This window comes from Borrelia hermsii DAH, assembly GCF_023035675.1.
GTDB lineage: Bacteria > Spirochaetota > Spirochaetia > Borreliales > Borreliaceae > Borrelia > Borrelia hermsii.
This window is the reverse complement of the sequence record NZ_CP073136.1, coordinates 365,226-386,307: the sequence shown is the minus strand read 5'-3', so window position 1 is coordinate 386,307 and position 21,082 is coordinate 365,226. Positions and strand designations below refer to the sequence as shown.

Genomic DNA, 21,082 nt, shown 5'->3' with positions numbered 1-21,082 from the left:
GTTTTGAATATAAGAGTTAGATATGCGCCTTCTCCTACTGGGTTGCAGCACATTGGAGGCATTAGAACAGCTTTATTTAATTATTTTTTTGCTCGGTCCTGTGGTGGGAAATTTTTGCTTAGAATAGAGGATACTGACCAGAGTAGATATTTTCAAGAAGCAGAAGAGGATTTGTATCAAAGTTTAAAGTGGCTTGGCATTGATTTTGATGAGGGACCTACTTGTGGAGGTCCTTATGAACCTTATGTTCAGTCAAAGAGAACAGCAATATATCAAAAATATGCTAAACAATTGATTGAACTTGGAAATGCTTATTATTGTTATTGCAAGCCTGATAGACTTGAGAGGATCAGAAAGATTCAAACTGTAAATAAAATGGCACCAGGTTATGATAGACATTGCAGAAATTTAAGTGAGAGTGAAATAAAAGATGTTTTAAGTTTAGGCATCACTCCTGTTATTAGATTTAAGATTCCTCTTGACGGGGAGACTTGTTTTAATGACATTTTACTTGACAAGGTTACGTGGGCAAATAAGGATATTAGTCCTGATCCTGTGATTCTTAAATCCGATGGACTTCCAACTTATCATCTTGCAAATGTTGTTGATGATCATTTAATGGAAATCTCGCATGTATTAAGAGCTCAAGAATGGGTGTCCTCAGGGCCTTTGCATGTGCTTCTTTATAATGCTTTTGGATGGAAGCCCCCCATTTATTGCCATCTTCCAATGGTAATGGGAAGCGATGGTCAGAAATTAAGCAAGAGGCATGGTGCTACAGCTTTAAAACAATTTATTGCTGATGGATATCTTCCAGAAGCTATTATTAATTACATTACCTTGCTTGGTTGGTCTTATGATGATAAGAGTGAATTTTTCACGAAAAATGAACTTCAAAGACTATTTTCTATTGAGCGAGTCAATAAATCCCCTGCTGTTTTTGATTATAATAAATTAGATTTTTTTAATAGCCATTATATTAGAGAGAAAGGAGATGATGAGTTAGCCAAGCTTTTAATCCCATTCTTGCAAAAAGCAGGCTATATTAAAGAAGATATTAATTCTTGTGATGAGCAAAAATTAATGCTTTTAATTCCTCTAATAAAGCCAAGAATTAGAAAACTTAGTGAGGCTGTAACTATGCTTAAGTTTTTCTATGAAGATATTAAAACGTGGAATTTAGATGAGTTTTTAGGTAAGAAAAAAACAGCAAGTGATATTTATTTGCTTTTGGAAAAGATTAAGCCAGTATTAGAAGATTTTGAAACAAGGATGTTGCCTGATAACGAAAAAATTTTTTATAATTTTGCTAAGGAGAATAATCTAAAGATAGGAGAAGTGCTTCTTCCAATTAGGATTGCAGTTCTTGGAAGCAAGGTATCACCGCCTCTTTTTGATTCTTTGCAATTACTTGGCAAAGTTAAGGTTTTTGATAGAATAAGTCAAGCGCAACAATTTTTAAAAAGACATGAATTATAAATAAGTTTTTAGGATGTTTAAGTATGATTAGAATAGAAGATATTATTTCACTTGCTAAGAGAAAAGGTTTTGTATTTCAATCCTCAGAAGTTTATGGGGGTCTCTCAGGTGTATGGGATTATGGTCCTTTGGGTATTGAGCTTAAGCAAAACATACAAAAAGAGTGGTGGAAAAACATGGTTTACTCACATGAAAATGTGGTAGGGTTAGATAGTTCCATTTTAATGAGATCTGAGGTTTGGACAGCATCAGGACATGTTGAAAGTTTTGCAGAGCTACTAGTTGACTGTAAAAATTGTAAAAATAGATTCAAAATAGATTCTATTGATTTTTCTAAGGGTTGTCCTAATTGTAATTCTATGGGTACATTTACAGATCCACGAAGTTTTGATCTAATGTTTAAGACTAATATTGGAGCTGTTGAAGATAGTTCTAATGAAATTTATTTAAGACCAGAGACTGCTCAGGGTATTTTTGTTAATTTTCGCAATGTGCTAGATTCTACAAGGCTTAAGGTTCCTTTTGGAATCGCCCAGGTTGGGAAGGCATTTAGAAATGAGATAGTAGCTAAAAATTTTATATTTAGGACTTGTGAATTTGAACAGATGGAAATGCAATTTTTTGTACATCCTAATCAGATGGATGATTGGTATTATTATTGGCAGCAAAAGAGACTGAATTTCTTTATTGAAATTCTTGGAATAAAATCTGATAATCTTAGGTTTAAAGAACATAAAGGAGATGAACTTGCTCATTATGCTAAGGCTGCAATTGATATTGAATATAAATTTCCATTTGGTTTTCAAGAAATTGAGGGAATTCATAATAGAGGTAATTATGATTTATCGCAGCATGCTAAGTTTTGTGGTAAGCCTAAATTATTTGAATATCATGATTTAATAAGCGGTGATAGGTATATTCCTTATGTTATTGAGACGTCTCTTGGACTTACAAGGAGTGTTTTAATGACTCTTTGTGATGCTTATGCTCATGAAGAACTTGAGGGAGGGGACAAACGAATAGTTCTGCGCTTGCATCCTAAAATTGCTCCTTATAAAGTTGCAATACTGCCTCTTGTAAAGAAAGATGGACTTCCTGAGCTTGCTCGAAAGGTGTTTATGCAGTTTAGTGATGATTTTTACATGTTTTATGATGATAATGGTACAATAGGTAAGCGTTACAGACGTCAAGATGAAATTGGTACACCTTATTGTGTAACAGTAGATTATGATAGTATTGAAAATAAAACTGTTACTTTAAGACATAGAGATACTATGACTCAAGTTAGAATTCCTATTAATGACTTATATTCATATGTTAGAACCGAAATTCTAAATTATAAGGGAGTTTCAGATAGATGAATCTTGCCTTAGGGATTTTGGAAAAAAGAGGATTCTTAAAACAGTGTACTAATTTGGAAGCTTTAAGCGTATTAATGGATAGGGAGAAGATGGTTTTTTATGTTGGAGTTGATGCTACTTCAACTTCTTTGCATATTGGACATTTAATTCCTTTTATGGCAATGGCACACCTTCAAAGGCAAGGTCATATTCCTATTGCTTTAGTTGGTGGCGGGACTACGAAAATAGGAGATCCTTCAGGTAAGGACGTAATGCGAAAGATTTTGCCTAAAGAAGATATAGAGGCAAATGTTAAGGCAATAAAAGAGCAATTGCTTAGAATAATAGATTTCAGTCACGGATATATCATTGATAATTCAGAATGGCTTGATAATATTAATTATATTGAATTTTTAAGAGATATTGGGGTTTATTTTTCTGTTAATCGTATGCTAGGATTTGAGACTTATAAGAGAAGATTGAAGGACGGTCTTTCGTTTATTGAATTTAATTATCAACTTTTGCAATCGTATGATTTTTATATGTTAAATAAACTTAAAAATTGTAAACTTCAAATTGGGGGAGATGATCAATGGGGAAATATTGTCTCAGGAGTTGATTTAGTTAAGAGAAAGTTGGGAACAGAGGTTTTTGGACTTACATTGCCGCTTATTACAAGAAGTGATGGCAAAAAGATGGGTAAATCAGAAAAGGGAGCAGTTTATCTTGATTCAAAGCTTTACAGTGTTTATGATTTTTATCAATATTTTAGAAATGTTCCGGACTTGGATGTTAAGAAGTTTTTATATCTATTTACTTTTTTGGAAGATGATGAGATTGAGCATATTTCAAGCTTTCAAGGGTATTTGTTAAATAAGGCAAAAGAAACCTTAGCTTTTGAAATAACAAAAATTGTTCATGGGGAATCTGCAGCTTTAAAGGCATCCTCAGCAGCTAGTGCAGCATTTAAAGGAGGTGAGGGAGATAAATCTGATATTCCTTTCTTTAAGTTGGCATTAACTAGTTTAGAAGGAACTATTTTATTAGTTGATTTAATGGTTAGCTCAAAAATTGTATCCAGTAAGTCAGAGGCTAGGCGACTGATTAGTTCTGGTGGAGTTTATGTAGATAAAGTAAGAATAGGAGATCAAAATTATTGCCTTAATAAGGATAGCTTTGCTAATGGTGCGATTGAACTTAGAATTGGTAAGAAAAAAATTTTGAGAATTATTTTGTAGTTGGTGTTCCATGTATAATAGAAGAGCTTTAAATAATTTATTTTTTAAATCATTTCTGTTTTTTATGGAACGTAAGCATCTTGTTTTTACTGAAGAGCATATTTTTTACAGTTTAATTAGTAGTGAAAAAATTAAAGAGTTGCTTAGTTTATGTACGCTTGATTTTTATAATTTTAATAAAATTTTGGAAGGATTTTTCAAACAGCTTCCTTTAAGAGAGTCTGATATTTCAGATTATCTTTTTAAGATGAATGATTTATATCAAGAAATAATCGATACAATTTGTTATTATAAAAAACCTTATAGATTACAAGAGAAAGATTTGTTATGGGTATTAGTAAGGAAAAGAAAAAATACAATTTTAGATGCTTTATTAAAGTCGGGTTTTAATTTAACTATCTTTGACAAGATAATTGAAGTTTATGATTACTTAGGTTCAGACTTAGATTTAAGCTCTCTTGAAAATGAAAAATTGGTTGAAAGTGATCTTTTTAATAAAGGGATAGATAGGGATGGAGGTTTAAGTATTTTCGAAGAAGATTATTTTAAATTAGAACAAAGTGATGATTCACTTGATGATAACAATGTTGAAGATTTTTTAGTTAATGTTATTGATAGTCTAGATCCAAATTTAGAAAAAAACCCCTTAATTGGTAGAAAAAAAGAGTTATGTAAGTTGATTCAAGTCATGCTTCGCAAACATAAAAGTAATCCAATTGTATTTGGAGAGCCTGGAGTCGGAAAGACAATATTGCTTCAAGGACTTGCCTATATGATAAAGGCAGGCCAAGTACCCCAGGAGTTGGCAGGTTATGAGGTTTATTCCCTTGATATTGGAAGACTTATATCTGGGACTCGGTATAGGGGAGATCTGGAAGATAGAGTAAATAAACTTTTAGATTTCTTATATTTTAAAAAAAAAGTAATTCTTTTTATTGATGAAATTCATATGATAGTTGGAGCTGGTGCTACTTCTTTTAGCAACATAGATGTTTCAAATTTATTAAAGCCTATATTAACTTTAGGTGAAGTAAAGTTTATTGGTGCTACTACTAAGTATGAATACCAAAAATTTTTTTTGAAAGATAAGGCTTTAATAAGAAGATTTCATAGCATAGAACTTAGAGAGCCAAGTTTTGAAGATACATATATTATTCTAAAAGGGGCTAAGGAACAATATGAAAAACATCATAATGTAGAGTACACAGATGAAGCTATATGGGCTTCAATTACTATGTCTAAATATATGAAAGACCGATTTCTTCCAGATAAAGCTTTTGACTTATTAGATGGTCTTGGGGCTAAATTTAAGCTTGAGGGTAACAGGAAAGTTATAACGGCCGATGATGTGAGAGATTTTGTTAAATCTATGATTGGAACTAATATTTTTAATTTTGATGCTTATGATCAAGACTTAATGATTAATTTAGAGCATAAAATAAGAGAAAGCATGATAATTGATGAGGAGATTTTATCTGATTTAATATTACACATTAAACTTTTAAGGATTAAATTCCTCTTTAAAAATAACACTCTTGGTATTTTTATTTTGATGGGTTCTTCTGATGTGGATAAGAATAAGCTTTCAGGTATTTTGTCAGAAGAACTTAAGATACCCAAATTGACTTTGGGAGTGAGTGAGTATGGTGATTTTGATGGCATTAATCGATTAATAGGGCCTGTATATGGATCTGAATCTTATGATGAATTTACTACATTTTTTAAATTTTTAAGTAAATCTTCAAGTTCAATTATTTTTCTATCCGATTTTGATAAATCTTCCAAGAGAGTTATAGAATTTTTTTTTGAAGGATTTAATACGGGCAGACTTTTTGATAGTCTTGGTAGGAGTGTAAGCTTATCAGATAGTATAATACTAATAGATATTAATATAGAATATAGAGAACTTGCTAGTATTGGATTTAAAAATGAAACACTAAATGGCAGGAGTTTGTTAGAAAAACGTTTTTCTAGTCAGTTTTTGGATCTTGTGGATCATATTTTTTTCTTTAGGCCTGTAGGTGAGAGTGATTTTGAAAAGGCTATTATTGAAGAGATGAATAATTTTGTTAAGATACTAAAAAATGAAAAGATTGATGTTTTTTTTGAAGAGAATATTGTTGATTATTTTCAAAATAAGACTTATGGAAGTGGGCTTGGTATTAAGAGTGTGAGTAAGATCGTAGTCAAGGAGATTGGAAGTTTATTAGTCAATGACATGATTTCAAAAAAATTTAAAGAGAATGACAAGATCAGAGTTTATATAGACGAGACAATGAAATATGAGTTATTATGAATGTAAATTTATAAGGAGAAATGTATGAAAATATCTATAGTGGGAGCAGGAGCTTGGGGAACGGCTATTTCTAAGGTTTTGGCAGATAAATTTAAGGATAATGTTTTTATATGGTCTTTTGAAGAAGATGTTAGAGATAGCATTAATAATGATCATGAAAATGTTAAGTATTTAAAGGATATTAAATTGCCAGATAATTTGATTGCGAGTTCTGATTTGCTTGATGTCGTAAGTCAATCTGATTATGTTTTTGTTGCAACACCTTCCCTTTATACTTTGAATGTTTTTAATAAATTGAAAAGTATGTATGCTACCAAAAAGTTTAATTTGGCAATACTTACAAAAGGGTTTATAACAATTGATGGAAAACCTTGCCCTATTGTAGAGGTAGCAGAAAGTGTTTTAAGAGAATATAAAGATGAAATTACTTATATTGCAGGGCCAAGTCATGCTGAAGAAGTTGGACTTGGAGTTATTACAGGCCTTGTGGCTGCCAGTAAAAACAGAGCAAATGCTTTTGAATTTATTGATTTATTTAGTGCCACTTCTATTTCTATGTTTTATAGCGATGATGTTTTGGGTGTTCAGATAGCATCGGCTTTGAAAAATATATTTGCAATTGCATTTGGAATTTTAGATGAGATAAAAATTAAAGATCCAAATTTGATTGGAAATAATACGGAGTCTTTTTTATTTTCAGTTTCATTAAATGACATGCGAAATATTGCGTTTAAGCTTGGCGCTTGCAATGAGGGAACATTTTTATTTTTAGCTGGTTCTGGAGATTTAGATGTTACTTGTAGAAGTATTTTTGGAAGAAATAGGCGATTTGGTCGTGAAATTATTAGTAAAAATATCTTAGAAGGTTTAACAGATATAGATGATTTGATAAATAATATTCATAAAATTGGTTATTTGCCAGAGGGTATAGTTGCTTCTAAGGAAGTTTCTGTGCTTTTAAAATATTTAGGTAATAATTCAAATGAGCATAATCTAGTTAATATAGTGTATAAAATCTTAAATAAAGAATTAAAACCTGAAGCTGTTGTTGATTATATAAGAAATTTTAAATTTTAGGACCCAAACGGGTCCTACTTATGTTTGTTTATTCATCATATATATGATATTGCTATAAACATCGTCAATTATTTCAAAATTCATTACAATTTCTGTAAATTCATTTGATTTAATTGCTCCTATTATATTTCGATCGTCTGTTAGATTTTCTCTTTTAACTAAAGAGTTGCTGTCAACTAAGATTTTTATTCTAGTTAAATCTTTGTTTACTTGTTTAATGTTTGCAATGCCCCCAAAGCATTCTAAAATATGTTCCGATGTTTTTATTGTTTCTTTATTCATTTAGTTATCCTTCAAAGAACGCTTTATAAGCCATATAAGAAGTATATATGTCAAATTTAGAAGTGATTTCAAATGGTGAGTGCATACTAATAACACCAGGTCCCATGTCTATTGTTCTTATTCCATAATGTGCTAAGAATTTTGCAACAGTTCCGCCACCACCTTCGTCTACTTTTCCAAGTGTGGCTACTTGCCAAGCTATGTTATTTTTATTTAGTAAATTCCTAATATAAGAGACAAGCTCAGCATCAGAATCACTAGCCATGATTTTACCCCCGTGACCTGTGTATTTCATTATAGGTATTCCATATCCCAATTTAGGTGCGTTTTGTTCATCATGAACTGATTTAAATAGGGGATTTATTGCACCACAAACATCAGCAGATATGCTTTTTGAGTTCCATAATACTTTTTGAACAAGGAGATTGTTATATTTATCTTCTTTAAGTTTAAATATTATGTCTGATACGAAATATTCAAGATATCTTGAATTTAGTCCAGTTGATCCAGTTGATCCAATTTCTTCTTTGTCAACTAAAAAACATACAGCGGTTTTGCTTGGTGTTTCTTCTAGATTAAGTATAGCTTCTAGTGAAGTGTAAACACAAACCCTGTCATCTTGACCATAAGCACCAATTAGTGCCCTGTCAAATCCGACATCTTTTGCTTCTCCTGCTGGTACTATTTCTATTTCTGCTGAAACGAAATCCTCTTCTTCTATTTTATATTTTTCTTTTATGAGCTTAAGAGTAGCAAATTTTACTTTTTCTTTTTCTTTAGTGTCAATAGGTAGGCTTCCAATTATGATTTTTAAATTTTCACCTTCTATGATGTCATCAGCTTTTTTATCTCTTTGTACTTTTCTGTCAAGATGTGGCAAGATGTCGGGAATTACAAATACGGGATCATTGTTATCATCACCGATGTTAATCTCTACTTTTTCTCCGTTTTGCAAAAATATTACTCCTCGTATTGATAGAGGAAGGGATAACCATTGATATTTTTTAATGCCTCCGTAATAATTTGTCTTCATCATTGTAAATTCATTCTCTTCAGCAATCGGTGATGGTTTGGCATCAAGTCTTGGTGAATCTGTATGTGATACAATGAAATTCATTCCATTCTCAATAGGCTCTCTTCCAATAAATATAAGAGCAATGTTTTTATTGCGACATGTGTAAAAGATTTTATCTCCAGCTTTGAATTCTTGTTTTTCGCAGGCATTAATGAAACCTTTTTCCTTTGCCTTTTGTATAGCATAGTTGGTAGCTTCTCGTTCGGTTTTAACTGTGCTTAAAAATTTTTTATATTTTTGAGCAAATTCTAAAACATTATTTCTCTCTTTTTCGTTTAAAGAAACCCAAGGATTTTGTTTTGTCATTAAAATTTCTCCTCCTGATTACTTATTATAACATTCTATTCTTTTTAAATGCAGTTTAGCAATAATGAAAAACAGCTGCAATGGATTAATTTTGCAGTGTCCTTTATGCGGCCTAATCTATACTAGAGCTACACTAGTATTAAAAAACATTTGTGTATTTTTAAATAGGTTCTGGTTTATGCCATAGGAATCCTTGTCCATAATCTATTCCGATCTCGTTTATTTTCTTAAGTATTTCTTCATTTGATACAAATTCAGCTATAATTTTTATGTTTTTTGTATCAGCAATGTCTTTTATTGATTTTATTATTACAAGGTCTATTTGACTAGAATTTATTACTTGAATAAAAGAACCATCTATTTTGATAATATCTATTGGCAAGATTTTAATATATGAGAGTGATGTATATCCACTACCAAAATCGTCAAGTGCAAGTTTAACCCCGAAAGTTTTAAGTTCATTAAAATATGTTTTGATTAATTCAAAATTTTCTAAAATCCCAGTTTCTGTTATTTCTAAGCATATGTTTTGAAGTGGGACATGACTTTTAAGAAGTGTTTCTTTTAGAAACATTCTGAAGTTTTTGGATTTAAGTGAGTATGGTGAAATATTGATTGAAAAGATATGAACACCATTTTTTGCCACAAAATTTGTATATTCTCTTAAGGTTTTAGTAACTACCAATTTATCCACTTCAACAGTTAGATTATACTTATCTATTAAGCTAAAGACATTGTCGTTTGGGATGGGAGTCCCTGTATAGTCAAAAAGTCTTGTTAATATTTCAATTTTGGGTTTTAGATCTTTTTTAAGAGGAGTAATTTTTTGATAGTAGAGACTAAAAAAATCATTCTTTATTGCTTTTACTATATATTCAAATATTTTATTTTGATTTTTAATAAGTATTGTTTCTGGTAATTCATCTTTGTATAAAATAGGCGTAGAATCTTTATATTCATCAGATATTTTGGTTGCTATTTTTAATTTTGAAATTTTTGTCTCTATATCTTCTTTTAAATTTACTTCTATTATTCCTATGTTGAGTTTGAATATTATGATGCCTTCTTTGCTAAGTTCTCTGGAGATGGTTTTTTTGATTTCTTCCGCAATTGAAATTATTCTTTGCTCCCCCCCACTTGTGGATATAATGACTATTAAATTATTGTCTTTGAGTCTAAATATGTATTCTGAATAGAATGACATTATTCTAGAAGTAATTTTCTTAAGTATTTTTGAATCTAAGTTGTCTTTATTGCCTTTATATTCATATTCTGTATTTATGTGTAAATCTAAATCAAATAAATATATCTTTTTATGAGAGGATTCAATTTGGTTGATTAATAGTTTTTCAAGTCCTTTAATGTTATATAGATCTGTTTGTTGATCAATGATTTCGAGATCCTGAATATTGTTTTTAGATTTTAAGTCTGATATGTCTTTTATTGTAATTAATTTATCAATGTTGTTTTGAGCAATTGTACTGATGAATAAATCGACGATTAATTTTTTGTTATTTTTAACCTTTAAAAGGCAGTCGGTTATCAGTATATTTTTGAATTCAGGAATGTTATTTATGTTGTAACTTAAATCTATTTTAGTTTCTTTTTCTAAATCTATGATATTGATATCACTTATTTTGTTTGTTTTTCCTCTGATTTTTATTGGGAGTTCAAGTTCTTTGCTGCCTTTTTCATTAATATAGATGATATCATTGTCGGTATTTGTAATGATCACGATTTCTTGAATAAGCTCAGATAGATTTAAGAAAAAATCAAGATTAGCATTATTATTGTCATAATAAAGTTTTTTCTGTTGTATTAATTTATGTTTATCGCTTAATTCGCTGATGTTGTTTAATATCTCTATGTAATTTGGCCTATACATTGCTTTGTCTATAGATTTATTGTTTATAATGATAGAATGAACGTTATTAATGCTTTTTAAGTCATTTGCTATATTGATTGAAAAATCTATTGGTCTTTTATGGTTGTAAATAATAGCAAACTTAATATTACTTTGTTTAATATATTCCTTAGAGATATTTTTTCTAGATTTTATTATTTGTAATATTTTAAAAATAGATTTGATCTTTGTAATATCATCATTGCTAATAGCCCCTTCAGATATTACAATTGCATTTGGATTTTTCATCTTATTTAAATAAATTTATATTAATTTTGATATAAATCTATATTTTGATATTTATTTCTTTAGTTTTTCTGGTCTCGTTCTAGCCCATGCGAGCCATATTATTCCAGATAATATTAGAATTAATGAGAATATTTGTCCCATTGATATATTTAAAAATGAGAAATCCAATATGCTCTCAGGTTTTTTGTAAGTTATAACAAATCCTATTTCCTTGTCCGGCTCTCTTAAGTATTCGATAAGGAATCTGAATAATCCATAAAGAATTATGTACACTCCAAAGAGAAAACCATCATATTTTTTTATTTTTCTAAAAATAAACCATAGCAATAAAAAGGTTACAGTTCCTTCAAATAATCCTTCAATCAGTTGTGATGGAATCCTTGGTAGATTAACAAATAAGTCGTGAGGTGCTATTTCCAGTCCAACTGATTCTGCAAATTCTTTTACTCCGCTCTGATTTACTTTAAAAGGTTCTGCATTGGGAAATATTATCCCGCCTTTCATTGGTCTTCCATAAAGTTCTGCATTTGCAAAGTTAGCAAATCTTCCAAGTATATATCCCGAAGAGAAAGCTAGTGAGCCGTAATCAGTTATCTTTCTGAAGTATTTCTTTATATTTGTGTTTTTAAGTTTGGTATTTGTCATTATTAATGGTGCAATAATTACTCCGAAAAATCCCCCGTGTATTGCCATTCCTCTAAATCCTGTGAAATTCCAATTTCGGTCAAATGGTAGAAAAATTAGCCATGGGTGTGTGTAATAAATTCCACTCCTATCATAAATTAAGGTAGATGTTAATCTTGCGCCAATTATTGCTCCCATAACAATTGAAAACATTAATTTCTCATAATCACTTTGTTTTATGTCAAGTTTATCAGCTTTTATTTGATACCAGATAAATTTATAACAAATTATGATTACGATAATGTAGGATAGACTATACCATGTAATTGGAATTCCTTTAATTATTTCAGGATGTAACCAGCTAGGATAATTTATATAATTAGGCATTTTTTTCTCCTTAGTCTTTTTTTAATTGTGCAAATAACTTTTTTTTTAACATCATGTTTTGTTTCCTTAATGTTGCAATTTCTTTTTGTTGAGATTTTATTATATCAATAATTGCATTATCATCTATTGTTTTGTTCATTAGCAATGATTCAAGATATGCATACTTTTCTAGGTATTCGTCTTGTGCTTCTTTAATTACAAAATGATAGCTTTCGTTTAGATCGTCTTCACTTAATAGTTCTACATCATTTATTACGGATTCAAGTTCAATTAATTTTTTTGCTATTTTTTTAATACTTTTGGAAGCTAAGCTTGTTGGTTTATAAACAGTTATTGGTATTTTATGATTTAATGCTTTATCAATAAGCTCATCTTTGTAAATTGAACCTATGCTTTGTAAATTTATATTTAAATAGTTTTTTGCAGATTTGAGTATTCTTTCGGTTTTTTTAATATCATCAGGTTTATTTAACATGTTAAATATTATGAAAGGACTAAACTGTGAGAATATCTTCATAAATTTTTCATAATCTTCAGGAGCATAAGTTTCGATTTTAAGTAATAAATTAGGTATATATATTTTTTGTAAATCGCTAGAGTCTTTTTTGATGTCAGATATTAGTTTGTATGCTTTTGTTTCTTTTGTGAATACTTTTGACATAAGCCTAAATATTGCGTTCTTTAAGAATAAATAGGCATTCATTGTTGCTGTTACTGTTGGGATTGTTACTATTACTCCTCGATTTGACATTAGAAAGAAGTCTATTGTATTAAATGTTGTACCAGCACCAAGGTCAATTATTAGGTAATCATAGTTTAGGTGTTTTAAGTTATTTATTATTTTTTTCTTTTGAAAGATGGCTATATTTGCAAGTTCAGGAATATCTGAATCCCCTGCAATAAAGCTTAAATTTTTTATTCCTGATTCTATTATTATATCTTTAAAGGAGATTTTTGTTTTAAGGAAAGTCCCAATGCTTTTCTTAGGTATGATATTAAGCATAGAATGTAAATTTGAACCGCCAAGGTCAAGATCGACAAGTAATACTTTTTTCCCTTCATTTGCAAGACAAATTGCAATATTTGTTGAAAAAAGAGATTTTCCAACACCTCCCTTTCCACTAGCTACAGGAATGATAATCAAATCTTTACCCCGTTATTTTATCCTTTGCTCTAATTAAAATTAAAATCACTGCGTTAAATATAGTATAAGTTATTATTATTGTGCCTAAGAGAATAAGTAACCATGGTTGATAGACATATAATAAATCAAGGCCTAATCCCAATATAATAAGCAAAATACTCATTGCTATTTGAAAGGTTTTTGTTATTGTGATTAAGTTGTGAAGGATTTTAAATTGATCATACAGCATATAGTGCGTTGTTAATATTAATACACATAATTCTGGGGAAAATATGATGAATGCTATCATGAATTTGATAGAAGAGTTATTTACAATCATTGTATTCTCAGCAAATCCATATAATGCTGACAATATTAATGTGCTTGCTATTGTTTGTAAAATGAGAACGAGACCTGTAATTATTCCTTTTGTTTTTGAGTTATTTGTCTTTAACATAATCTTAAAATATTATATTATGAAGATAAAATCAAGTTTTATTTATGTAGGAATTATTCAATGAGAAAGAAATTTTTAGTATTTGCATACTTTGTATTGGCTTTAAGTATCAGTTCTTCAGTTATTGTAGAATCTATCTTTGCGCAGTCAGATTCTTCTAAGGGTAAGATGTCTGCGTCAAGTTATGGTCAAATGATGATGGAGGCTTTTAATTTTATTAAGAGAAATTATGTCGAGCCTGTTGATGATGAGGCTATTTTTGAAGGGGCCTTAAAAGGTATGTTTAAGGCATTAAATGATCCTTATTCGCAATATTTGACAAAAGAAGATTTAGTAGAGATTTCAAAGACTACGGAAGGAAATTATGTTGGGATTGGAGTTTCTATCGTTAAGAAAAATGTTCCTGTCAAATCTGATAGTTCTATTTCCGATGCTTCTTATGTAATGATTGTTACTGCTTTTGAAGAGGGGCCTGCTTATAAGGCCGGGGTTAAGTCTGGCGATTACATTACGGCTATTGATGGTAAGAGTACTACTTTAATGACAATAGAGCAGGTTGGTGATCTCTTAAGGGGAAAAGCGGGTACGAAAGTTAAAATTTCTGTTTTAAGAGACAAAGATTTAAAGCTTGAATTTGAACTTGTTAGAGAAAAAGTAGATATACAGACTGTTAAGCATGATGTTATTAACAGAGATGTCGGGTATATTAAGATATTAAGTTTTAATCCAAATACTAATCTATTTTTTAAAAAAGCTTTTGAAAAATTGCAATCTCAGAACATCAAATCTTTGATCTTAGATCTAAGATTTAATACCGGGGGGTATCTTCAAGATGCAATAGAGATAGCTGATGATATTTTGGCTGAAGGAATTATTGTCTCAACAAGAGCAAGGGATTCTAAGGTTCCCATGGAATATAAGGCTAGTTCTTCACATATAGTACCTTTAGACATGCCAATTGTTGTTTTAATTGATAAACATTCAGCATCGGCATCGGAAGTTTTAGTTGGAGCTTTAAAGGATAATGAGAGAGTTTATGTTATTGGGGAAAAATCTTATGGTAAAGGAGTAATTCAACGTATATTGCCTTTTTATACCGGAGGATTTAAGATTACAAATTCAAAATACTATACTCCCTCTGGTAACAGTATTCATAATATTGGCATTAAGCCTGATTTAGAGATTGGAGAGAGAGAGTTTTCTGAGACCGAGGTCTTAGCATACAGGCAGATTTTTGATAAAAAATTGGTAGAAAACTTTTTAAATGGCAGAAAGAATAAAAAATCAATTACTGAGGAAGAAATAGATGCTTTTGTGGATAAGGTTATTAAAGAACATTCAATTCAGAATATAGATAAAGACATTTTAGGGCATCATGTATTTTTGCAATTTTATCAAGACACACATAGCGAAATGCCAATTTATAATCTACATTATGATAAACCTTTAAGAGCTGCTTATGAATATCTTGTAAAGGAGACTAAAAATTAATCTGTGAAACAAATAGTCTTAGATGATAGTTGTCTATTTGATAATGATATCATTATTGATGATGTTAAGATTTATCACTATCTTGTTGATGTAAGAAGAGTTAAGTTAGGCGATACGTTAAATGTTCTCTTAAGGGGAAGAGAGATAAGGTTTGCTGAGATTATTGGTATAAATAATAATTTAATTAGGCTTTCTACTCTTAAGATTGAAAAACTTAAGACGCGTGATTTTGAAATAAGTATGTTTATATCTAACCTTAAGGGTAGAAAATTGGATTTAAGCTTAAGACAAATTGTTGAAATTGGCGTAGATCAAATCAATATTGTTAATGCTGATAATTCTGTTGCTAGAATAGAGATGGATGATTTAAAATTTAAAAGTTCAAGATTTGCAAAATTGATTGATGAAGCTTTAAAGCAAAGTGGCAATACTCAAGTGCCTAGTATTAATTTTTACAGAAATTTTTTTAGCATTCCTTATTCCCCATCTGTCAGTTATTATGTTGCTCATAAGGATGGTGTTTTGCTAAGTTGTGGTAATGATATTAGTGCTTCTGGTAAAATTGGAATTTTAATAGGTCCTGAGGGTTGTTTTTCAAAATCAGAAATTGATTTCTTTAAAAAACTAAATTTTCAATTTGTAAGATTTAATACTCCAATTTTAAGAGCAGATACGGCTATTGTTTATTCGCTTGTTCATTTTAAATTATTATTAGAGGGTAATAATGGCTAATTTAAAAGATATATATTCAAAGCCAGATAGGATTTATTTTTTGGGGGTACCAATAGATGTATTTAAGAGCAGTGATAAATTGATTAGTCGATTTGAATATCTTGTATCCCATCCATATCATTCGATGGTTATTTTTATTGATTGTAAGTCTTTGTTAAAATTTTTAATTTTTAAAAGGTTTAGGAATCTTGTTAAGAGTGCTTCACTTGTTTTTTCAAATTCTAAATTGTTAAGATCTCTTTGTAAGTTTTTTAAAAGGGTCGACATTGGCTACTATGATTCAAATTCAATTTTGCTTGTTTCAATGAGTGTACTGGAAAATACATATAAAACGTGTTATATTATTGATAAAGATAAAATAATTTCTAAGAGAAATTTTTTAAGATTGAAAGAGTCACATAAAGAGATTAACTTTATTGGTTACTATGATTTGAAAGCTGTTAAGAGAAACAAAGAGATGTTTTTTGCCAATATTAATAAACTTACTCCTAGTATGATAATAAGTTTTTGTAGTAATACTTATCTTGAGAATTTGTTTTATGTAAATAAATTTGGCATTAGAACTAATTTAAGTGTGTTTTTGTGATTTCTTTTGATTTTTAGGTATTGGTAAAATTTATATGAGGTAAAGAAATGACATTTGTATTAGATCAAGCTGTAGTTTATCCAATGCAGGGAGTGGGAAAAATAAAAAACATCCAAAATAAGGAATTTAATGGTGAGTTTATTGATTATTATGAAATATATTTTCCATTCAATGAAATGACTTTTATGGTTCCAGTTTCTAGAGCAGATGATCTTGGAATTAGGGCCTTAGTTAGCAGAGAAAAGGTAGAAGAAGTTTTTGATATCATGAAAGACTTTGAAGGTCAAATAGATCAAAAAAAGATAAAAGATGGTAGCCATGATTTTTATAAACAAAGTGATATATTAAGTACCGCTAAATTGTATAAATTTTTGTATACAAAATCTATGCAAAAAGAATTGCCTTTCTATGAGAAAAGAATTTTAAATGATTTTGAATTAATTTTGCAGCATGAAATTAGTTTAGCCTTGCAAATCAGTTTTGAAGAAGCTAAGCAAAAGATTAAGGAAGTTCTCTCTACGGGGAAGTCTTAGATTGTTGATAACTTGTAGGAACTTATTATGTTGAGTGTTTTGAGATTTATTTTCTTAATATCTTGTAGATTTATTTCTGTGTTTTTTATGTTTTCCTTAATTTTCATTTGTACATCTTACTTGAAATATAAGTTTTTACATGCGAATCTTTCTATTGTGAGTTTTGAACTTTATTATGATGCTTATCTTTATGCCTTTCCTTTATCTTTAGTTGCTACCTTTATGAGGATTGCCTATCCTTTTAATATTAAGACGTTTCGCATTAAAAGGATTTTGTATGGCGTTGTTTTTATTTTTATATTATTGTTGTCTTATTTTGGATTCTTAGCATCTGCTAATTTTAATTCTGTCTTTTTGGATTTTCATAGCAAAAATGAAAAAATGATTAAAGATGGAGTAGTACATTTTTTTGATGATAAGATAGTTTTTTATGGTAATGATGTTAAATCGTTCGGGTTTAAAGGTGTTTTAAAAGTTGAGGATAATGGGTTTGATGATGGAGATTTTAAAACTTTTTCATATGATTTAGATTTTTCTAAATCTGACATCATGAATTTTAATACAAGTGCGTTTTTTATTCAAAAGTTATATAATAATCTAATTAGCAATGTTTTTAATGATTTAGATACTTTAAATAATTTTTTGCTTTCTTTAGAATCTTTTAGTTTGATTTTAAATATATTTGGATTTGCTTTGCTTTTATTTTCATTTTCTTATGTTTTTAATCTTATATTTTCAAGTGGTCTCTCTTTATTTCTTTATCCTGTTTTCATTATACTATTTTTTAAACTTCATAATATTTATGCGATTAAATTTCCTGAGAGTTTGGATTTGATTATGGGAGAAAATGTAGTTTCTAATTATGTTCCTTTTATTTTTTGTGTACTTACTTTCTTTTCTACTTATTTTATTAGCTTTATTTCTGAGTATATTAGGATTAGTAAAGGATTTGATAATAGTTTGCATTAAATCAATTTGTTAGATATGAAAAGAGAATTGTATACATTTTTAAGTAATTTTTTTATTTTTTTATTTTTATTTATTGGTCTTATTTTTTGTTACACATATTTCTTTGGGGCAAATTATTTAGAAAAACATACATTAATAGCCACATTTTTTGATACTGTTTTAAGCGTTTATCATTATTTTAATGGATTTTTCATTTTTTTTGTTTTAGTTTATTTTATTTTTTTAGCTAAACATGAAACACGACTTTATCTAAGGGAATATAAAGGATATTTATTTAAAAAACTCTATCCATTCATGTTTCTGTTTTTTGTAATAGGCCTTATTTTTATGTTTATTTTTAACTCTATTATGTCTTATATTCTTGCTCAAAGAAGTGAATATAATTATAACTATGAGAGGTATAATCTTCTTGCAGGTCAGACAAATACGATAGTTAATGAGCTTAAAAGCATAGATATGAATTTATTTTCAAATAAGACCTTAGATGTAAATGAGTTAATAGAGGTTTTGAAGCAGAAAAAAAAATACCTTGAAGAGTTGCTTAGAATGTATGAAAAGATGAGACTTATTTCTGATAACGATGAACTTTCAATTAATTATTATTTGGCTAGGTCTGAATATGATAGAATGCCTATCTATGATGTTGATTTGGAAAAGGTTAGAAAGACTGTTAAAATGTATTTGATTAAAAATCTGACTAAGAAAGATTTTCAAGATATTGTTAATGGATTCATTGATAAAGGTGATTATTCTACGGCTAATTATTTTGCTTACGTGGGATTTGTTTCTACTAAAGATGATGAATTCTCGGCACTCTTAGACTTAACTTTTAAGGCCATTAATGAATATAAAAATATCGAGAGCGAAAAGAAGTCTTCAGTCTTTGAAGAAAAACAAAAAAATTTTTTATATCTCAATACAGAAAAATTTAAACCTGCTTATTATGGCTTTTTAAAGCTTCATAATTTATTTCCAAATGATAGTGAGATCTTAAGTTATAAGAATAAATCTTTGGAAAAGCTTAAGGATGAGTATTTCTTTTTTGATGAGATTGAAAAGTATTATGAACATTATGGCATAAATGATGTATTTTTATTTCAACCCAATTCTAGTAATGAAACATATGATTATATTTATATGCAAAAGGTTGTAAATACCGTTTCTTCTTATATAAAAATGATTAAAAATTTTGAGCTTATTAGATTTAATGGCTCAGGTAATGTTATATTACATATTAAAGTACCATTTGCTACTCTTAAGGGTAATCGAGTTTATCAAAATGTTTTAGACAAGAAAAATGAAAATAGTGACATTACTGCCACTAAGATTATTGTATCGCTTACAGATTTTGACTTAAGTAATACAAATATCATTGATATTAATAAGAATGTTAATAATTTACGTTTATTTGCAAATTCTGGTAAGGGTGGTGTTTTTCTGCCCATTCAAGTTCTTCTAAGTGCTTTTAATCAAGTTGGAATGTTTAACCTAAGACTAATAAGTGTATTCTCTTCAAGTCTTTTTTTAATGATGAGTCCTATTTTATTAGTTTTTTTAGGTGTTTTATTTATTGCTGTAGCTTCTAGGGCAAATTTTGAATTTGATTCAAAATTTATGGTATTTCTTATATCTTTGATAATAGCTATTTTTTCAGGTATCATTTCGCTTTTTATAAATTATTTATTGTTGATTTTAATAGCACTCTTTATTCAATTATTCGTTAACATATATGTATCTTTTATTCTGATTTTTTCTATCTTATTTTTTATTGTATTACATGTAATGCGAGTTACTTATAAAGAAGTATGACCTTTACTTAGGCTCTGTGTTGTTTATATGAGACAAAAATAATTCATTGAGCATGTGATTTTCTTTTTCTATTTGTTTTTTATTGAGTATATACGACTCTTTGTTTATGTAATTTTCGTCTATAATAAATGAAGGTATTTCTTTTATTATGTGTTTTAATTTTAAGTTTAAGCTTTTATAGGGTGTAAATCCATTTGCAAATCCAAAATGTTCATTGAATTTTGTTTTATCTTTAAATTTAATTAGGGATTTTTGTATTTCTTGGTTTAGTATCCATTGAATGAATTTCTCTATAGGTTTTGATATTTCTTTAACTCCCATAAAGTTTATGTTGCATACCGATGTTTTTTTCCCCTTATTTGTTAGATATGAAAAATTGATTTTGTCCCTGGTATCTTTATTTAAGCTATTGTAATATGTTAAGTTAGTTAATCCTGCAATTAAAATGGTTTTTTTTTGAAGTAATATTTTCTCTAAATCTAAATATTTATATTTTTCTGCGAAGTTTTTGTGTAATACAAGTGCATTTGTATCTATGAAAGATTTGAAATGATTTATCATGTCCGACATTTTTGTATCATCATATTCTGGTTTGTTGTTTCCAAAGTAAAAGTTTATGTCATTAATTTCAGATAGGGTGTAAAATAAATTTTCAGAGATGTATGGAGAGATAAAAATTTTTTTCTCTTTTTGAAAGCTTTTGTGTATTTCTTTAATATTTTGTATATCAATATATTTTTGTATATTATATTCATTTTTGTATATTAAGATTGGAACATCAAAGCTTAAGGGAACAATTTTGTGTGCAAACTTTTCAGATATATTATTTAATATTGGATAGTCTGAATAATAGTATTTTTTAATATTTTTAAAATTTTTGGTTATATTTATATTGTCTATATTTTTTGAGATAATTACTTGCGCATTCTCTTCATTAGCCGTTTGTATGTTGATATGTTCTTTGTATTTAATGATAAAACTTGCTTTATTTTGGATATTGAATTGATTTATGTAAAATGGAATAATTTTGTTGTCAGTTAATATAGTTATGGTATCATTTTTTGAGCAACTAAAAATTAAAGTAAAAACTATGATTAAAATTGGATTCTTTATGCACATAAAAATT

At 28.8% G+C, this 21,082-nt stretch carries 18 protein-coding genes; 12 read left to right on the top strand and 6 right to left on the bottom strand.

Annotated features, from left to right (window positions below):
* The first annotated feature begins 3 nt into the window (after positions 1 to 3).
* Genes gltX through bhDAH_RS01805 form a run of 5 tightly spaced genes read left to right on the top strand, consistent with a single transcriptional unit; the run spans position 4 to position 7,430 of the window.
* Positions 4 to 1,479 carry a glutamate--tRNA ligase gene (gene gltX / locus bhDAH_RS01825; RefSeq protein WP_012422139.1) on the top strand — a complete coding sequence of 492 codons (1,476 nt, stop codon included), beginning with the start codon at positions 4 to 6 and terminating at the stop codon, positions 1,477 to 1,479.
* 23 nt (positions 1,480 to 1,502) lie between these two features.
* A complete protein-coding gene (locus tag bhDAH_RS01820; protein ID WP_012422138.1) occupies positions 1,503 to 2,840 on the top strand; it encodes a glycine--tRNA ligase in 1,338 nt (445 codons plus the stop codon).
* Complete coding sequence (gene tyrS, locus bhDAH_RS01815) at positions 2,837 to 4,057, top strand: tyrosine--tRNA ligase (protein ID WP_012422137.1); 1,221 nt, start codon at positions 2,837 to 2,839, stop codon at positions 4,055 to 4,057. Before bhDAH_RS01820 ends, tyrS begins: the two co-directional genes overlap by 4 nt.
* Positions 4,058 to 4,067: 10 nt before the next feature.
* Positions 4,068 to 6,353 (top strand): AAA family ATPase, encoded by a 2,286-nt coding sequence (locus bhDAH_RS01810; protein ID WP_012422136.1) that lies wholly within the window; start codon positions 4,068 to 4,070, stop codon positions 6,351 to 6,353.
* 24 nt (positions 6,354 to 6,377) lie between these two features.
* Complete coding sequence (locus bhDAH_RS01805; protein ID WP_012422135.1) at positions 6,378 to 7,430, top strand: NAD(P)H-dependent glycerol-3-phosphate dehydrogenase; 1,053 nt, start codon at positions 6,378 to 6,380, stop codon at positions 7,428 to 7,430.
* 18 nt (positions 7,431 to 7,448) lie between these two features.
* Here bhDAH_RS01805 and bhDAH_RS01800 read toward each other — a convergent pair whose 3' ends face one another.
* From bhDAH_RS01800 to bhDAH_RS01780, 5 genes are all read right to left on the bottom strand, one after another.
* Positions 7,449 to 7,712 (bottom strand): PTS sugar transporter subunit IIB, encoded by a 264-nt coding sequence (locus bhDAH_RS01800; protein WP_012422134.1) that lies wholly within the window; start codon positions 7,710 to 7,712, stop codon positions 7,449 to 7,451.
* Positions 7,713 to 7,716: 4 nt separating this feature from the next.
* Complete coding sequence (locus bhDAH_RS01795; protein ID WP_012422133.1) at positions 7,717 to 9,093, bottom strand: aminopeptidase; 1,377 nt, start codon at positions 9,091 to 9,093, stop codon at positions 7,717 to 7,719.
* A 160-nt stretch (positions 9,094 to 9,253) separates the two neighbouring features.
* On the bottom strand, positions 9,254 to 11,245 hold the full coding sequence (locus bhDAH_RS01790) for an EAL domain-containing protein (protein ID WP_012422132.1): 1,992 nt from the start codon (positions 11,243 to 11,245) through the stop codon (positions 9,254 to 9,256).
* 51 nt (positions 11,246 to 11,296) lie between these two features.
* Positions 11,297 to 12,256 (bottom strand): prolipoprotein diacylglyceryl transferase, encoded by a 960-nt coding sequence (lgt, locus tag bhDAH_RS01785; RefSeq protein ID WP_012422131.1) that lies wholly within the window; start codon positions 12,254 to 12,256, stop codon positions 11,297 to 11,299.
* A 10-nt stretch (positions 12,257 to 12,266) separates the two neighbouring features.
* The gene (locus tag bhDAH_RS01780; RefSeq protein ID WP_012422130.1) at positions 12,267 to 13,400 is read right to left on the bottom strand and encodes a MinD/ParA family protein; all 1,134 of its coding nucleotides are present in this window, start codon (positions 13,398 to 13,400) and stop codon (positions 12,267 to 12,269) included.
* Positions 13,401 to 13,672: 272 nt separating this feature from the next.
* Between bhDAH_RS01780 and bhDAH_RS01775 the strand changes: the two genes are divergently transcribed.
* Genes bhDAH_RS01775 through bhDAH_RS01745 form a run of 7 tightly spaced genes read left to right on the top strand, consistent with a single transcriptional unit; the run spans position 13,673 to position 19,956 of the window.
* Positions 13,673 to 13,900 carry a hypothetical protein gene (locus bhDAH_RS01775; protein WP_154645708.1) on the top strand — a complete coding sequence of 76 codons (228 nt, stop codon included), beginning with the start codon at positions 13,673 to 13,675 and terminating at the stop codon, positions 13,898 to 13,900.
* Positions 13,897 to 15,327 carry a S41 family peptidase gene (locus tag bhDAH_RS01770; RefSeq protein WP_012422128.1) on the top strand — a complete coding sequence of 477 codons (1,431 nt, stop codon included), beginning with the start codon at positions 13,897 to 13,899 and terminating at the stop codon, positions 15,325 to 15,327. The genes bhDAH_RS01775 and bhDAH_RS01770 overlap by 4 nt, the downstream gene beginning before the upstream one ends.
* Positions 15,328 to 15,330: 3 nt before the next feature.
* Positions 15,331 to 16,059, top strand: coding sequence for a 16S rRNA (uracil(1498)-N(3))-methyltransferase (locus tag bhDAH_RS01765; protein ID WP_012422127.1), 729 nt, complete (start codon positions 15,331 to 15,333; stop codon positions 16,057 to 16,059).
* The gene (locus tag bhDAH_RS01760) at positions 16,052 to 16,645 is read left to right on the top strand and encodes a hypothetical protein (RefSeq protein WP_012422126.1); all 594 of its coding nucleotides are present in this window, start codon (positions 16,052 to 16,054) and stop codon (positions 16,643 to 16,645) included. Before bhDAH_RS01765 ends, bhDAH_RS01760 begins: the two co-directional genes overlap by 8 nt.
* Before the next feature lie 47 nt (positions 16,646 to 16,692).
* Positions 16,693 to 17,178, top strand: coding sequence for a CarD family transcriptional regulator (locus bhDAH_RS01755; protein WP_012422125.1), 486 nt, complete (start codon positions 16,693 to 16,695; stop codon positions 17,176 to 17,178).
* A 27-nt stretch (positions 17,179 to 17,205) separates the two neighbouring features.
* Positions 17,206 to 18,147, top strand: coding sequence for a hypothetical protein (locus bhDAH_RS01750; protein WP_012422124.1), 942 nt, complete (start codon positions 17,206 to 17,208; stop codon positions 18,145 to 18,147).
* A 15-nt stretch (positions 18,148 to 18,162) separates the two neighbouring features.
* Positions 18,163 to 19,956, top strand: a complete 1,794-nt coding sequence (locus bhDAH_RS01745) for a hypothetical protein (protein WP_043924428.1) — start codon at positions 18,163 to 18,165, stop codon at positions 19,954 to 19,956.
* Between the two features lie 3 nt (positions 19,957 to 19,959).
* On the opposite strand, the gene bhDAH_RS01740 is transcribed toward bhDAH_RS01745, so the two are convergent.
* Positions 19,960 to 21,075, bottom strand: a complete 1,116-nt coding sequence (locus bhDAH_RS01740) for a hypothetical protein (RefSeq protein WP_012422122.1) — start codon at positions 21,073 to 21,075, stop codon at positions 19,960 to 19,962.
* Between the last annotated feature and the right edge of the window lie 7 nt (positions 21,076 to 21,082).

Excerpts from the sequence above, each read along its gene's own strand:
- bhDAH_RS01750 (WP_012422124.1), top strand. The coding sequence starts at position 17,206 with ATGTTGAGTGTTTTGAGATTTATTTTCTTAATATCTTGTAGATTTATT.
- bhDAH_RS01805 (WP_012422135.1), top strand. The coding sequence starts at position 6,378 with ATGAAAATATCTATAGTGGGAGCAGGAGCTTGGGGAACGGCTATTTCT.
- bhDAH_RS01800 (WP_012422134.1), bottom strand. The coding sequence starts at position 7,712 with ATGAATAAAGAAACAATAAAAACATCGGAACATATTTTAGAATGCTTT.
- bhDAH_RS01740 (WP_012422122.1), bottom strand. The coding sequence starts at position 21,075 with ATGTGCATAAAGAATCCAATTTTAATCATAGTTTTTACTTTAATTTTT.
- bhDAH_RS01810 (WP_012422136.1), top strand. The coding sequence starts at position 4,068 with ATGTATAATAGAAGAGCTTTAAATAATTTATTTTTTAAATCATTTCTG.
- tyrS (WP_012422137.1), top strand. The coding sequence starts at position 2,837 with ATGAATCTTGCCTTAGGGATTTTGGAAAAAAGAGGATTCTTAAAACAG.
- bhDAH_RS01820 (WP_012422138.1), top strand. The coding sequence starts at position 1,503 with ATGATTAGAATAGAAGATATTATTTCACTTGCTAAGAGAAAAGGTTTT.
- bhDAH_RS01775 (WP_154645708.1), top strand. The coding sequence starts at position 13,673 with ATGATGAATGCTATCATGAATTTGATAGAAGAGTTATTTACAATCATT.
- bhDAH_RS01745 (WP_043924428.1), top strand. The coding sequence starts at position 18,163 with ATGAAAAGAGAATTGTATACATTTTTAAGTAATTTTTTTATTTTTTTA.
- bhDAH_RS01770 (WP_012422128.1), top strand. The coding sequence starts at position 13,897 with ATGAGAAAGAAATTTTTAGTATTTGCATACTTTGTATTGGCTTTAAGT.
- bhDAH_RS01795 (WP_012422133.1), bottom strand. The coding sequence starts at position 9,093 with ATGACAAAACAAAATCCTTGGGTTTCTTTAAACGAAAAAGAGAGAAAT.
- bhDAH_RS01760 (WP_012422126.1), top strand. The coding sequence starts at position 16,052 with ATGGCTAATTTAAAAGATATATATTCAAAGCCAGATAGGATTTATTTT.
- bhDAH_RS01790 (WP_012422132.1), bottom strand. The coding sequence starts at position 11,245 with ATGAAAAATCCAAATGCAATTGTAATATCTGAAGGGGCTATTAGCAAT.
- bhDAH_RS01755 (WP_012422125.1), top strand. The coding sequence starts at position 16,693 with ATGACATTTGTATTAGATCAAGCTGTAGTTTATCCAATGCAGGGAGTG.
- lgt (WP_012422131.1), bottom strand. The coding sequence starts at position 12,256 with ATGCCTAATTATATAAATTATCCTAGCTGGTTACATCCTGAAATAATT.